This window comes from Modestobacter versicolor, assembly GCF_041028285.1.
Taxonomy (GTDB): Bacteria; Actinomycetota; Actinomycetes; order Mycobacteriales; family Geodermatophilaceae; genus Modestobacter; species Modestobacter versicolor_A.
Map to the genome: position 1 here is coordinate 768,002 of NZ_JABGDB010000002.1, position 14,217 is coordinate 782,218.

At 73.7% G+C, this 14,217-nt stretch carries 12 protein-coding genes; 1 reads left to right on the top strand and 11 read right to left on the bottom strand.

Features of this window, described 5'->3' with window-relative positions; all coding sequences use genetic code 11:
- Positions 1 to 4 precede the first annotated feature (4 nt).
- Positions 5 to 1,606 (bottom strand): ABC-F family ATP-binding cassette domain-containing protein, encoded by a 1,602-nt coding sequence (locus HL054_RS10080; RefSeq protein WP_369138825.1) that lies wholly within the window; start codon positions 1,604 to 1,606, stop codon positions 5 to 7.
- Between the two features lie 226 nt (positions 1,607 to 1,832).
- Here HL054_RS10080 and HL054_RS10085 point away from each other — a divergent pair, with 226 nt between their 5' ends.
- Positions 1,833 to 3,650 (top strand): SCO7613 C-terminal domain-containing membrane protein, encoded by a 1,818-nt coding sequence (locus tag HL054_RS10085; RefSeq protein WP_369138826.1) that lies wholly within the window; start codon positions 1,833 to 1,835, stop codon positions 3,648 to 3,650.
- A gap of 242 nt (positions 3,651 to 3,892) precedes the next feature.
- Here the strand turns inward: HL054_RS10085 and HL054_RS10090 are convergent, their stop codons facing one another.
- The 10 genes from HL054_RS10090 to HL054_RS10135 form a co-directional block, all read right to left on the bottom strand.
- Positions 3,893 to 4,468 (bottom strand): hypothetical protein, encoded by a 576-nt coding sequence (locus HL054_RS10090; protein WP_369138827.1) that lies wholly within the window; start codon positions 4,466 to 4,468, stop codon positions 3,893 to 3,895.
- Positions 4,469 to 4,598: 130 nt separating this feature from the next.
- Positions 4,599 to 4,970: a metal-sulfur cluster assembly factor gene (locus HL054_RS10095; protein WP_369138829.1), complete on the bottom strand. Its 372-nt coding sequence runs from the start codon at positions 4,968 to 4,970 to the stop codon at positions 4,599 to 4,601.
- 1 nt (position 4,971) lies between these two features.
- The gene (sufU, locus tag HL054_RS10100; protein WP_369138830.1) at positions 4,972 to 5,433 is read right to left on the bottom strand and encodes a Fe-S cluster assembly sulfur transfer protein SufU; all 462 of its coding nucleotides are present in this window, start codon (positions 5,431 to 5,433) and stop codon (positions 4,972 to 4,974) included.
- The gene (locus HL054_RS10105; RefSeq protein ID WP_369138832.1) at positions 5,433 to 6,770 is read right to left on the bottom strand and encodes a cysteine desulfurase; all 1,338 of its coding nucleotides are present in this window, start codon (positions 6,768 to 6,770) and stop codon (positions 5,433 to 5,435) included. The genes sufU and HL054_RS10105 overlap by 1 nt, the downstream gene beginning before the upstream one ends.
- On the bottom strand, positions 6,767 to 7,609 hold the full coding sequence (gene sufC / locus HL054_RS10110) for a Fe-S cluster assembly ATPase SufC (RefSeq protein ID WP_369138833.1): 843 nt from the start codon (positions 7,607 to 7,609) through the stop codon (positions 6,767 to 6,769). The genes HL054_RS10105 and sufC overlap by 4 nt, the downstream gene beginning before the upstream one ends.
- A 13-nt stretch (positions 7,610 to 7,622) precedes the next feature.
- Positions 7,623 to 7,967 (bottom strand): non-heme iron oxygenase ferredoxin subunit, encoded by a 345-nt coding sequence (locus tag HL054_RS10115; protein ID WP_369138834.1) that lies wholly within the window; start codon positions 7,965 to 7,967, stop codon positions 7,623 to 7,625.
- Entirely contained in the window at positions 7,964 to 9,280 is a 1,317-nt protein-coding gene (gene sufD, locus HL054_RS10120; protein ID WP_369138836.1) for a Fe-S cluster assembly protein SufD, read from the bottom strand. The genes HL054_RS10115 and sufD overlap by 4 nt, the downstream gene beginning before the upstream one ends.
- Positions 9,280 to 10,719: a Fe-S cluster assembly protein SufB gene (gene sufB, locus HL054_RS10125; protein ID WP_369138838.1), complete on the bottom strand. Its 1,440-nt coding sequence runs from the start codon at positions 10,717 to 10,719 to the stop codon at positions 9,280 to 9,282. Before sufB ends, sufD begins: the two co-directional genes overlap by 1 nt.
- Positions 10,716 to 11,543, bottom strand: coding sequence for a helix-turn-helix transcriptional regulator (locus HL054_RS10130; protein WP_369138839.1), 828 nt, complete (start codon positions 11,541 to 11,543; stop codon positions 10,716 to 10,718). The genes sufB and HL054_RS10130 overlap by 4 nt, the downstream gene beginning before the upstream one ends.
- 72 nt (positions 11,544 to 11,615) lie before the next feature.
- Positions 11,616 to 14,171, bottom strand: a complete 2,556-nt coding sequence (locus HL054_RS10135; protein ID WP_369138840.1) for an ATP-dependent Clp protease ATP-binding subunit — start codon at positions 14,169 to 14,171, stop codon at positions 11,616 to 11,618.
- Between the last annotated feature and the right edge of the window lie 46 nt (positions 14,172 to 14,217).

The following is a 14,217-nucleotide window of genomic DNA, read 5'->3' on the forward strand; positions in this document are numbered from 1 at the left end:
TTCGTCAGGCCAGGGAGACCAGGTCGGCGAAGTCGGCGCTCCAGGTGTCCTCGGTGCCGTCGGGCAGGATGATCACCTTGTCCGGGTTGAGCGCGAGCACCGCACCCTCGTCGTGGGTGACCAGCACGATCGCGCCCTGGTAGGTGCGCAGCGCCTCGAGCACCTGCTCGCGGCTGGCGGGGTCCAGGTTGTTGGTCGGCTCGTCGAGCAGCAGCACGTTGGCCCCGGAGACCACCAGCGTGGCCATCGCCAGCCGGGTGCGCTCGCCACCGGACAGCGTGCCGGTGCGCTGGTCGACGGCGTCACCGGAGAAGAGGAACGCACCGAGGATCTTCCGAAGCTCGGTGTCGGTGCTGCCCGGCGCCGCGGAGCGCATGTTCTCCAGCAGCGTGCGGTCCATGTCGATCGTCTCGTGCTCCTGGGCGTAGTAGCCCACGCGCAGGCCGTGCCCGGCCTTGACCTCGCCGGTGTCCGGGGTCTCGGTGCCGGCGAGCATGCGCAGCAGGGTGGTCTTGCCCGCGCCGTTGAAGCCCAGGACGACGACCCGGGTGCCCTTGTCGATGGCCAGGTCGACGCCGGTGAAGATCTCCAGCGAGCCGTAGCTCTTGCTGAGGTGCTCGGCGGTGAGCGGGGTGCGGCCGCAGGGCGCCGGCGTCGGGAACCGCAGCTTGGCGACCTTGTCCTGCACGCGCACCTGCTCCAGGCCGGCGGCCAGCCGCTGCGCGCGCTTGTCCATGCTCTGCGCGGCCTTGGCCTTGGTGGCCTTGGCGCGCATCTTGTCGGCCTGGGCGGTCAGCGCGTCGATCTTCTTCTCGGCGTTGGCCCGCTCGGAGCGGCGACGGCGCTCGTCGGTCTCCCGGGCGTCCAGGTACCGCTTCCAGCCCAGGTTGTAGACGTCGACGGTCGCCCGGTTGGCGTCGAGGTGCCAGACCTTGTTGACGACGGCCTCGAGCAGCTCGACGTCGTGGCTGATGACCACGAGCCCGGCCCGGTGGCCGGCCAGGTACCCCTTGAGCCAGACGATGGAGTCGGCGTCGAGGTGGTTGGTCGGCTCGTCGAGCAGCAGGGTGTCGGCGTCGGAGAAGAGAATCCGGGCGAGCTCGACCCGGCGGCGCTGGCCGCCGGAGAGGGTGCGCAGCGGCTGCTGCAGCACCCGGTCGGGCAGGCCCAGGTTGGTGCAGATCCGGGCCGCGTCGCTCTCCGCGGCGTACCCGCCCAGCGCCGCGAACTGGTCCTCGAGCCGGCCGTACTGCCGGACGGCGCGGTCCATCTCGGCGTCGTCGGCGGGCTCGGCCATCGCGATCTGCGCCTTGGTCAGCTTCGCCTTGAGCACGTCGAGCCCGCGGCCGGACAGCACCCGGTCGCTGGCGGTGATGTCGAGGTCGCCGCTGCGCGGGTCCTGCGGCAGGTAGCCGAGCTCCCCGGTCACCTCGACCTTGCCGGCGTGCGGCACGCGCTCGCCGGCCAGGGTGGTGAGGGTGGTGGTCTTCCCGGCGCCGTTGCGGCCGACGAGGCCGATCCGGTCGCCGGGCTGCACGCGGAGGTCGGCCTCGCTGATGAGGATGCGGGCGCCGGCGCGCAGCTCCAGACCGGTCGTCGTTATCACTGACCCCAGGGTAGGCGCTCGGACGCCGTACTCCGACCCCTTTCCCGGGTGACGTCCACGTCACCCGGGCGAGCGCGTCCTGGGGACGACGGGCCGGTCGGGGGCCGCGGACACGACAGGAGGCGGCCCGCGAGGCGGTGGCCCGGGTGGCGCAGACGGCGTGAGCAGGACCGCCCGTGCGCCCGTAGCGTGGACCGCCACGTCGAGCGCGAGGAGGTGGTCCGGGGTGTCGCAGGGCCCCGAGGTGCAGTACCCGCCTCCGCTCGGCGTCCCGGTGCCGCCACCGCCCGCCCCGCCGGAGGACGCCGGCCTGCGGCGGGTGAGCCCCCAGCAGGTGCTGCTCGTCGCCGGCGCCGTGGCGGTGGTGGTCGCCGGGACCGCCTCGGTCGGCCTGCTCGGCTGGGTGCTCACCACGGCGCTGGCCGCCGGCACCGCCGCCACCTCGCTGTGGGCCGGCCGGCGCGGGCTGCGGACGTCGGAGGAGACCCTCGCCGTCGCCACCGTGGTGCTGCTCGTGGCGGGTGACCGCGCCGACCCGGGCCGCGCGTCGGCGCTCGCGCTGGCCGCGTTCGCGGCGGCGTACTGGCTGCTCGGCCGGCTGGGCCGCCGGGCGGTGACCTGGCCGGTCGCGGCCTGGGTCACCGCGCAGCTCGCCGTGCTCACCGCGGTCACCGACGCCGGGCTCGACGGCCTCGGGCAGGTCGGCGCGGTGCTCGGGACCGCGGTCGCCGGCACGCTGGTCGCCCAGTGCGTCCGGCGGACCGTGGCCGCCGTCGTGCTCAGCACGACCGCGCTGTGGTGGGTCACCGGCGTCGTCCTCGGCACGTCCCTGGTCTGGACGACGACCTCCCCCGCCACCGCCGCCGGCGCCGCCGTCCTGCTGGTCGCCGCCGCCGCGGGGCTGCTGGCGCTGCGGCGGCGCGGGGAGCTGCGGCCGCTGCTGGGCCCCCGCCCGCTGGTGCCCGTGCTGGCCGGGGCGGTCACCGGGGCCGCGCTGGCCGGCGTGCTGCAGTCGACCGGCGCGGGCGGCGTCCCGGCGGCGGGGTACCTGGGGCTGGTCACCGCGGCGCTGGTGGCCGTCCGGGCCTCGCCGCGGCCGGACTCCGTCGTGCGCCCGGCCGGCCTGGCGCTGGCCTGCACCGCCACCGCGCTGAGCGTCGTCCAGCTGCTCGCCGACAGCCGGTGGAACGCCCTCGCGCTGCTCCTGGTCGCCGCCGCGCTGCCCGCCGTGCTCGTCGCCGCCCGCCAGCCCACCGACCGGCCGGGTGCGCTGCCGGTGGGGGTGGGCTGCCTGGCCGGGGCGGCGCTGCTCGCCGAGGCCGGCGGCAGCCTCGCGTCCGGGTGGGCCGGGCCGCTGCTCCTGGTGCTCGCCGTGGCGGCGCTGGCCGTCGCCTCGCTGGAGCGCCACCAGCGGGCCGAGGTGCCGCTGGCGGTCTCCGCGGTGGTCGTCGGCGTCGTCGCCGTGGCGCACGTCGGCCGCACCACGGACCTGCTCGCCGCCGGGGCGCTGGCCGTGCTGGGTGCGGCGCTGGTCGGGTACTCCTCCCGCACCGGTCGCCGGGCGGCCCGGATGGGCGGGTGCGCGGCCCTGGTCGTCGCCGTGTGGCTGGCCGACTGGCACGTCGGAGTCGAGGTGCCGGAGGCCTGGACGCTTCCGCTGGCCGCCGGGCTGCTGCTGTACTCCGGACGCCGGCTCGCGACCGCGCCGTCCTGGTCGTCCTGGGGGCCCGCGCTGGGCGCCGCCTTCGGGCCGTCGGTGCTGCTGGCGCTGGTCCAGCCGGCGCTGCTGCGGGTGCTGCTGGTGGTCGCGGCCGCGACGCTGACCACCACGGTCGCCGCCGGCCGGTCGGTGCGAGCGCCGTTCCTGGTCGGCGCGGCCTCGCTGGTCGTCGTCGGCGTCGGCCGGCTGGTGGCGGTGCTGCCGCCGCCGGCGCTGGTGGCCTTCGCGGTCGCCGGTGCCGCGCTGCTGGCCGCCGGCACCCGCTTCGAGAGCCGCCGCCGTCAGGCCCGCGAGCCCACCGTCTCCCTCGCCGACATGCGCTGACCCGCCCCTCCCCCGATCCCCGACCTGTGGTTTCGCGCGATCGTGCGCAGGGGGTTTCGCGCGTCCATGCGCAGGGGGTTTCGCGCGTCCATGCGCAGGGGTTTTTGCGCGTCCATGCGCGGGGGTTTCGCGCGTCTATGCGCAGGGGGTTTCGCGCGTCTATGCGCAGGGGGTCTCGCGTGATCGACCGCGCGTGGGAAGGCACGTGGGACCGCGGGCTGGTCGACGCTCTCGGGGGTGGGTCAGGCGGAGCCGAAGAGTGTCTCGGCGCAGACCGGGCGGTAGCCGGCGGCCAGGAACGACCGGAGCGACGCGGTGTTGGCCGGGGCCACCTGGGCCCACAGCGGCGCGCCGTCGGGCACCAGGGACGGCGCGGCGGCGGCCAGCGCGGTGCCCAGGCCTCGGCCGCGGGCGGCCGGCTCCACCTCGCAGCTGACCTCCCACCGACCGCACACGCCGCGGCCCAGGGCGAGCACGGCGCTGGTGTCGGGCGTCGTCCAGACCCGGACCCCGGTGCGGTGGGCCAGCGCCCGCTGCACGCGGGGGTGGTCGAACGGCTCGGCCTCGACCAGCTTGAGCCCGGGGTGCACCGGCGCCGGCGGGGCGACGAGCACCGAGTCGATCACGCCGGGCTCGACGCCCACCTCGTCGGCGAGCGCGGCGAGGAACCGCGCGCCCAGCGGGGCGGCGATCGGGTCGTGGGCGACCTGCGCGGCCACCCACGCCGGGTCGACGTCGGCGGCGACCACGTGCCAGGCGCTGCCCCCGACGACGAGTGCCGGCGCCCGCTGCCCGTCGAGCAGCAGCGGCGCCGGCACGGTCGTGACGCTCGCGTCGGCCGGCGGGGACTCTCCCGCGGCCAGCCGGTCCAGCAGACCGGCGAGCGAAAGGACCTCGCTGCCCCCCTCGCTTTGCGAGCTCAGCGCGGGCCCCTGCAGCGAGGCCTCATCACACACGGAAGCCGAGGGCGCGGAGCTGCTCGCGGCCGTCGTCGGTGATCTTGTCCGGTCCCCACGGCGGCATCCAGACCCAGTTGATCCGGATGTCGCCGACCAGGCCGGGGCCGGGGCCGCCGGTGAGGGCCTGGCGGGCCTGGTCCTCGATGACGTCGGTCAGCGGGCAGGCCGCCGAGGTGAGCGTCATGTCGATGATGGCCACGTTGGCCTCGGTGTCGACGTCCATGCCGTAGACCAGGCCCAGGTCGACGACGTTGACCCCCAGCTCGGGGTCGACGACGTCGCGCATGGCCTCCTCGAGGTCCTCGAGCAGCGCGGACTTGCCGCCGTAGATCCCGGCCTCGGGGGCGGTGGGCTCGGTCATGTCAGTGGGTTCCTTCCGGGTTGGACAGGGCGCGGGCGCTCGCGTCCTTCAGCGCCATCCAGCTCATCAGTGCGCACTTCACCCGGGCCGGGTACTTGGAGACCCCGGCGAACGCGACGGCGTCCTCCAGGTCGTCCTCGAGCTCCTCGGCCACGGTGGCGTCGCCCTTGCTCTGCATCAGCCGCATGAACTGCTCGCCGGTGCCGAGCGCGTCGGTGACGCTCCGGCCGACCACCAGGTCGTACATCGCCGAGACCGACGCCTGGCTGATCGAGCAGCCCATCCCCTCGTAGGAGACGTCGGCGATCGTGTCGCCGTCCAGGTGGACCCGCAGGGTCACCTCGTCGCCGCACGTCGGGTTGACGTGGTGCACCTCGGCCTCGAAGGGGTCGCGGAGGCCACGCCCGTGGGGGTTCCGGTAGTGGTCCAGGATGATGTCCTGGTACATCGACTGCAGTTGCATCAGCTCGCCCCGCCCTCGGTCACACCAGGTGCAACACCGAAGAAGCGCTGGGCTTCCCGCACGCCCTCGACGAGCGCGTCGACGTCGTCGTAGCCGGTGTGCACGTAGAAGGTGGCGCGGGTGGTCGCCGGGACGCCGTAGCGCCGGACGACCGGCCAGGCGCAGTGGTGCCCGACCCGGACGGCGATGCCGAGGTCGTCGAGGACCTGGCCGACGTCGTGCGGGTGGATGCCCTCGACGGTGAAGCTGATCGCGCCACCGCGGGCCACCGTGTCCGGCGGGCCGATCACGGTGACGCCGGGGACCGCCTGCAGCTGCTCCAGCGCATAGCCGGTGAGCACCTCCTCGTGGGCGAGGACGGCGTCCATGCCCAGCGCCTGCAGGTACTCCACGGCCGCGGCCAGCCCGATCACCTGGGCCGTCATCGGCACACCGGCCTCGAAGCGCTGCGGCGGGGCGGCGAAGGTGCTGCCCTCCATCCGGACGACCTCGATCATCGAGCCGCCGGTGAGGAACGGCGGCAGCGCGTCGAGCACCTCGTACCGGCCCCACAGCACCCCGACCCCGGTGGGCCCGAGCATCTTGTGCCCGGAGAACACCAGGAAGTCCGCGCCCATGGCGGCGACGTCGACCGGCTGGTGCGGCACCGACTGCGCGCCGTCGACGAGCACCAGCGCACCGACCTCGTGCGCCCGGGCGACGATGTCGCCGAGCGGGTTGATCGTGCCGAGGATGTTCGACTGCTGGGTGACGGCGACCAGCTTGGTGCGTTCGTTCACCACCTCGGCCAGGTCGGAGAGGTCCAGCCGGCCGTCGTCGGTCAGCCCGAGCCAGCGCAGGGTCGCACCCGTCCGCTCGCACAGCTGCTGCCAGGGGATGAGGTTGGCGTGGTGCTCCATCTCGGTGACCACGATCTCGTCGCCCTGGCCGACGGCGTACCGGCGGAACTCCGGCTCCTTGGCCGTCGCCGCGTTGGACAGCGCGTAGGCGACCAGGTTGATCGCCTCGGTGCTGTTGCGGGTGAAGACGACCTCGTCGACCCCCGCCCCGATGAAGCCGGCGATGGTGGCCCGGGCCGCCTCGTAGGCGGCGGTGGCCTCCTCGGCGAGCTGGTGGGCACCGCGGTGCGGGGCGGCGTTGACGTTCTCGTAGAACCAGCGCTCGGCGTCCAGGACGCTGCGCGGCTTCTGCGAGGTAGCGCCGGAGTCGAGGTAGACCAGCCGGCGTCCGTCGCGCACGGTGCGGGTCAGGATCGGGAAGTCAGCCCGGATCGCCTCGACGTCCAGCGGCAGGGGCGCCCTCTGCGCCCCGGCGGGACGCGAGACGGTCTGGGTCATGCGTGCGCACCCCCGGGCAGCTCCGCGAGGGCCTCCTCCTTGGAGTCCTTCACGTAGGCCGCGTAGCCCTCGCTCTCCAGCTTGTCGGCGAGCTCGGAGCCGCCCTCCTCGACGACCCGGCCGGCCACGAAGACGTGCACGTAGTCCGGCTTGATGTAGCGCAGGATCCGCGTGTAGTGCGTGATCAGCAGGACGCCGACGGGGCTGTCGGCCTTGGCCCGGTTGACGCCCTCGGAGACGATCCGCAGCGCGTCGACGTCCAGGCCGGAGTCGGTCTCGTCGAGGATCGCGATCTTCGGCTTGAGCAGCCGCATCTGCAGGATCTCGTGGCGCTTCTTCTCGCCACCGGAGAAGCCCTCGTTGACGTTGCGCTCGGCGAAGGCGGAGTCCATCTCGAGCGCCTCCATCTCGGTGCGCACGTCCTTGACCCAGGTGCGCAGCTTCGGCGCCTCGCCGGTGACCGCGGTGGCCGCGGTGCGCAGGAAGTTCGACACCGAGACGCCGGGGACCTCGACCGGGTACTGCATGGCCAGGAACAGGCCGGCCCGGGCGCGCTCGTCGACGGTCATCGCGAGGACGTCCTCGCCGTCGAGGGTGACCGTGCCACCGGTGATCGTGTACTTGGGGTGCCCGGCGATCGAGTACGCCAGGGTCGACTTGCCCGACCCGTTGGGACCCATGATCGCGTGGGTCTCGCCGCCGCGGACGGTCAGCGTGACGCCGCGGAGGATCTCCTTGACGTCCTCGCCCTCGCCGACGGTGACGTGCAGGTCGCGGATCTCCAGGACGCTGCCGGCGGCGAGGCCGCTGGCGGTCGGGGTGGTGCTGGGGCTGGTCACAGGGTGTCGCTCCTCAGGAGGTGGCCGCGGCGAGGGGGGCGTCGACGTCGACCAGGACGTCGTCGCCCTCCACCCGGACCGGGTAGACGGGGACCGGCTCGGTGGCCGGGAGGTTGGTGGGCTCGCCGGTGCGGAGGTCGAAGCAGGAGCCGTGCAGCGCGCACTCGATGGTGGGCGCGCCGTCGAACTCCTCGACCTCGCCGTCGGTCAGCGCGACCTCGGCGTGCGAGCAGACGTCCTCGATCGCGTAGATCGTGCCGTCGAAGTTGACGACCGCGACGTCGACGTCGGGCAGCTCGACCCGCAGCGACCCGTCCTCGGGCACCTCGGACAGGCTGCAGACGCGCTCGAACGTCATGCCGGCACCTCGACGGGCTGCTCCTCGAGCTCCGGCAGCGCACCGAGGCGGGCCTCGATCGTCGTCATCAGCCGGTCCTGCAGCTCGGGGATCCCGATGTGCTGGACGACGTCGGCGAAGAAGCCGCGGACGACCAGGCGGCGCGCGGTCTCGGCGTCGATGCCGCGCGAGCAGAGGTAGAACAGCTGCTCGTCGTCGAACCGGCCGGTGGCGCTGGCGTGGCCGGCGCCGACGATCTCGCCGGTCTCGATCTCCAGGTTGGGCACCGAGTCGGCGCGGGCGCCGTCGGTGAGCACCAGGTTGCGGTTGAGCTCGTAGGTGTCGGTGCCGGTCGCTGCCGGGCGGATCCGGACGTCGCCGATCCACACCGTGCGCGCGTCCTCGCCCTGCAGCGCGCCCTTGTAGACGACGTTGCTGCGGCAGTTCGGGGTGCCGTGGTCGACCCAGAGCCGGTGCTCCTGGTGCTGGGTCTCGTCGGCGAAGTAGACGCCGAACAGGTCCGCCGAGCCGCCGGGGCCGGCGTACTGCACGTTGCTGACCAGCCGGACCAGGTCGCCGCCGAGGGTGACCACGACCTGCTTGAGGCTGGCGTCCCGGCCGACGACGGCGTCGTACTGGCCGCCGTGCACGCTGCCGGGGGCCCAGTCCTGCACCGAGACGACGGTGAGCTGGGCGCCGTCGCCGAGCAGGAAGGCGACGCCGCCGGAGTAGCGGGCCAGGCCGCTGTGGTCCAGCACGACGGTGGCCTGGGCGAACTGCCCGACCTCGACGACCAGCTGGCCCCAGACGACGTCCTCGCCGCCGGTGCCGGACAGCCCCAGGCGGACCGGGCGGTCGAGCACGGTCTCCTTGACGATCCGGACGACCGCGGCGCCACCGCTGCGCTGGCGGGTCAGCGCGGCGAGTCGGTCGACCGGCTCGGGCAGGCCCTTGAGCAGCGGGTCGTCGGCCTCGACGGAGGTCAGCTCGACGCCCTCGGGGAGGTCGGTGTCCCACTGCAGGTGAGCGTCGGACGGAGCGCCGTCCAGCAGCTGGCGGACGCGGCGCATCGGGGTGAAGCGCCACTCCTCCTCCCGGCCGGTGGGCCGGGGGAAGGCGTCCGGGTCGGTCGAGGTGAACCGCTCCGCCGGGGAGCCGGTCGGGGCCGGGCCGCCATGTGAGTGCGCCCCGGGGGGCGTGTCGCCGGCTGTGCCGGTCCCGGGGGCCGGGGTGGTCGGCGGGCCGGCCTGCGCGCCCACGCCCGGAGCGAAGAGCTCCGAGGCGAGGGCGGCGGTGTCCGTGGTGAGGGTGGTCTGGTCGTCTGTTGCCGACATCAGCCGACGGCACCTTCCATCTGCAGCTCGATCAGGCGGTTCAGCTCGAGGGCGTACTCCATCGGCAGCTCCCGGGCGATCGGCTCGACGAAGCCGCGCACGACCATCGCCATCGCCTCGTCCTCGGACAGACCGCGGCTCATCAGGTAGAAGAGCTGGTCGTCGCTGACCCGGGAGACGGTCGCCTCGTGGCCCATGGACACGTCGTCCTCGCGGACGTCGACGTAGGGGTAAGTGTCCGACCGGCTGATCGTGTCGACCAGCAGGGCGTCGCACTTCACCGTGGAGCGCGAGCCGTGCGCACCCTCGTCGATCTGGACGAGACCGCGGTAGGAGGTGCGGCCACCGCCCCGGGCGACGGACTTCGACACGATCGTCGAGGAGGTGTGCGGCGCGGCGTGCACCATCTTGGCGCCGGCGTCCTGGTGCTGGCCCTCGCCGGCGAAGGCGATGGACATGACCTCGCCCTTGGCGTGCTCACCGGTCATCCACACGGCCGGGTACTTCATCGTCACCTTGGAGCCGATGTTGCCGTCGACCCACTCCATGGTCGCGCCCTCGTGGGCCACGGCCCGCTTGGTGACCAGGTTGTAGACGTTGTTCGACCAGTTCTGGATGGTCGTGTACCGGCAGCGCGCGTTCTTCTTGACGATGATCTCGACGACCGCGGAGTGCAGCGAGTCGGTCTTGTAGATCGGCGCGGTGCAGCCCTCGACGTAATGCACGTAAGCGCCCTCGTCGATGATCATCAGGGTCCGCTCGAACTGGCCCATGTTCTCGGTGTTGATCCGGAAGTACGCCTGCAGCGGGATCTCCACGTGGACGCCCTTGGGCACGTAGATGAACGAGCCGCCGGACCACACCGCGGTGTTCAGCGCGGCGAACTTGTTGTCACCGGCCGGGATGACCGAGCCGAAGTACTCGCGGAACAGCTCGGGCTGCTCGCGGAGGGCGGTGTCGGTGTCCAGGAACAGGACGCCCTGCTCCTCGAGGTCCTCGCGGATCTTGTGGTAGACGACCTCGGACTCGTACTGGGCGGCGACACCGGAGACGAGGCGCTGCTTCTCGGCCTCCGGGATGCCCAGCTTGTCGTAGGTGTTCTTGATGTCGTCGGGCAGGTCGTCCCACGACGCGGCCTGCGCCTCGGTGGACCGCACGAAGTACTTGATGTTCTGGAAGTCGATGCCGGAGAGGTCCGAACCCCAGTCGGGCATGGGCTTCTTGCCGAAGATCTTGAGCGCCTTGAGCCGGCGCTCGAGCATCCACTCGGGCTCGTTCTTGCGGCGGGAGATGTCGCGGACGACGTCCTCGTTGATGCCGCGGGTGGCAGAGGCCCCGGCGACGTCGGTGTCCGACCAGCCGTACTGGTAGTTGCCGAGCGAGTCGATCGTCTCGTCCTGCGTCATCGGCGTGCTGGGCACCGGCTGTGTGGTGGTCATGCGGGGGTCCTCTCCCGGTCGATCGAGGGGGCGGTGCTCGTGCTGGCGCGGGCGTCGTTCGCCACGGCGCGACCAGCAGGTACAGGGCGTGCGGGGGTGGCTTTGTTCCCGGCGCGCTGGGCCGGGATCTGCACGGCGGGGATGTGCGTGGTGCAGATCCCGTCGCCGTGGGCGATGGTCGCCAGCCGCTGCACGTGGGTGCCGACGAGCGTGCTGATCACCGCCGTCTCAGCCTCGCACAGCTGCGGGAACTCGGCCGCGACGTGGGCGACCGGGCAGTGGTGCTGGCACAGCTGACCGCCGCTGGAGATGGCGGAGGCGGTGGCCGCGTAGCCCTCGGCGGTCAGCGCGGCGGCGAGCACCTGGGCCCGGTCGACGGCCACCCCGTCCGCGGCGCCGGCCTCGGCGGTGCGGACCGCGGTGGAGCAGCGCTCGGCCAGGCCGGCCAGCTGCTGCTCGGCCACCGCGCGGACGGCGTCCGGCCCGCCGTGCTCGGCGACGAAGCGGAGCGCGGTCAGCGCCAGGTCGTCGTAGGCGTGCGGGAAGGCGGACCGGCCGGCGTCGGTGAGGGTGAAGTGCCGCGCGGGGCGGCCCCTCCCCCGCTGGGCGCCGGGGGCCTCGCGCTCGGCCACCCGGCCGGCGGCCACCAGGCCGTCGAGGTGCCGGCGGACGGCGGCCGCCGAGACGCCCAGCCGGGCGGCGAGCTCGGTGGCGGTCTGCGGGCCGTGCTCGAGGAGCAGGCTGCCCACCCGGTCACGGGTGCGCCCGTCCTCGGCCGGGACCCCGGCCGGGGGGAGGGCGGCGCGTGCCGCAGCGGTTTCCACAACACGATTGTGTGCTTAATCGGGGAGCCCGCAAGCAAGGCAGTCCTTACTTGCGGGCTCCCGGGACCGAGGTCACACCGCGGCGGGGGTCTGCGCCTCTGCCACGGTGTCCGGCCGGGCGGCGACCCGGAGGTCCAGCTCGCCGTCCACCACGTCGACGGTCACCTGCTGCCCGGGCTGCAGCTCGCCGCCCAGGACCAGCCGGGACAGCCGGTTGTCGACCTCGCGCTGGATCGCCCGGCGCAGCGGCCGGGCACCGAACTGCGGCTCGTGGCCGCGCTCGGCCAGCCAGCCGACGGCCGCCGGGGTCACCTCGATGCCGATGCCCTGCGCGGTCAGCCGCCGCCGGGTCTCGTCCAGCAGCAGGTCGGTGATCCGGGCCAGCTGCTCGGCCGCCAGCTGCCGGAAGACCACGATCTCGTCGATCCGGTTGAGGAACTCCGGGCGGAACGAGTCACGCAGCCGCCGCATCACCTGGTCGCGCAGGTCGTCGCCGGTGGACCCGTTGGCGGTGAAGCCCAGCGGCCCCCGGCCGGCGTTGACGATCGCCTCCGACCCCAGGTTGCTGGTCATGATCACCACGGTGTTGCTGAAGTCGACCGTCCGGCCCTGGCTGTCGGTGAGCCGGCCGTCGTCCAGCAGCTGCAGCAGCGTGTTGAACACGTCCGGGTGCGCCTTCTCGACCTCGTCGAGCAGGACCACCGAGTACGGACGGCGACGCACCGCCTCGGTCAGCTGCCCGGCGTCCTCGTACCCGACGTAGCCGGGAGGCGAGCCGACCAGCCGGCTGACCGTGTGCCGCTCCTGGAACTCGCTCATGTCCAGCCGGACCATCCGGTCGGAGTCGCCGAACAGCGCCTCCGCCAGCGCCCGGGCCAGCTCGGTCTTGCCCACGCCGGTCGGGCCGAGGAACAGGAAGCTGCCGATCGGCCGGTCCGGGTCGCCCAGGCCCGCCCGGGACCGGCGGATCGCCTCGGCGACGACCTCGACGGCCTCGTCCTGGCCGACGACCCGCTCGTGCAGCACGTCCTCCAGCCGCAGCAGCCGGTCGCGCTCCTCCTCGGTCAGCTGGGCCACCGGGATGCCGGTCGCCCGGGAGACGACCTCGGCGATCTCCGCCGTCCCCACCTCCGGGACGCCGGCCGCCCCGCCGGACCGCGCCGTCTCCAGCTCGGCCTGGGCCGCGGTGACCTCGTCGCGCAGCGTCGAGGCGCGCTCGTACTGCTCGGCGGCGACCGCCTGGTCCTTCTCCCGCTGCAGCCGCTGCACCTCCTGCTCCAGCGCCCGCAGGTCGGTGGTCGGCCGCTTCACCCGCAGCCGGGTGCGCGCGCCGGCCTGGTCGATCAGGTCGATCGCCTTGTCCGGCAGGTGCCGGTCGCTGATGTAGCGCTCGGACAGCTCCGCCGCGGCGACCAGCGCCTCGTCGGTGAACCGCACCTGGTGGTGCGCCTCGTAGCGGTCCCGCAGCCCGCGCAGGATCTCGATGGTGTCCAGGGTGCTCGGCTCGGACACCAGCACCGGCTGGAAGCGGCGCTCCAGGGCCGGGTCCTTCTCGATGTTGCGCCGGTACTCCTCGAGCGTCGTCGCGCCCACGACGTGCAGCTCACCCCGGGCCAGCGCCGGCTTGAGGATGTTGCCCGCACCCGCCGACCCCTCGGAGCCGCCGGCGGCGACCACGGTGTGCAGCTCGTCGACGAAGACGATCACCTCGTCGCTGTGCTCGCGGATCTCGTCCATCACCTTCTTGAGCCGCTCCTCGAAGTCACCGCGGTAGCGGGTGCCGGCGACCAGGCCGGTCAGGTCCAGCTCGACCAGCCGCCGCCCGCGCAGGCTCTCCGGCACGTCGCCGTCGACGATCTGCGCGGCGATGCCCTCGACGATCGCGGTCTTGCCGACGCCGGCCTCACCGATGAGCACCGGGTTGTTCTTGGTGCGGCGGGACAGCACCTCGATGGTCTGCTCGATCTCCTCGGCCCGGCCGATGACCGGGTCGATCTTCCCGTCGCGGGCCAGCTGGGTGAGGTCGCGGCCGTACTCGTCGAGCGTCGGCGTGCTCGACGGCGGCTGCTCGGCGTTCCCGCCGGAGCCGCCGCGCGCCACGGCCGGGCCGCCCGCCGCTGCCCGCTGCAGCGCCTCGGGCGTGACCCGCGCGCCACCCAGCGCCCGGCCGGCCCCGGAGTCCGGGTTCAGCGACAGGGCGAAGAGCAGGTGCTCCGGGCCGATGTAGGTGGAGCCGCTGGCCCGGGACACCTGGTGGGCGTCGAGCAGCGCCCGCTTGGCCGCGGGGGTGAGCGTCGGCGGCCGGCCGGTGGCCTCGCCGCGGCGCAGCTGGGACTCCAGCTGGTGGCGCAGCTGGTCGGGGTCGGCGCCGGCGCCGGCCAGCAGGGTGCGGGTGGGCTCGTGGCCGGCGAGCGCCCAGAGCAGGTGCTCACCGTCCAGGTCCAGGTCGCCCCACTCCGCTGCCTGCGCGGCGGCCGTGGCCACCACCTCGCGGGAGTGCTCGCTGAGCAGCTGGGTGATGTCGACCCGCTGCATGCCGCGGCGGGCGCCGGGCCCACCGAGGAAGGCCTGGAAGAAGTCGTCGAACGGGCTGCCCCCGAAGGAGCCGCCGGGGAATCCGCTGGTCATCGCTGGATGGCCGCCTCTCGTGTCGTCGGAGAGGTGCTCACCGGCC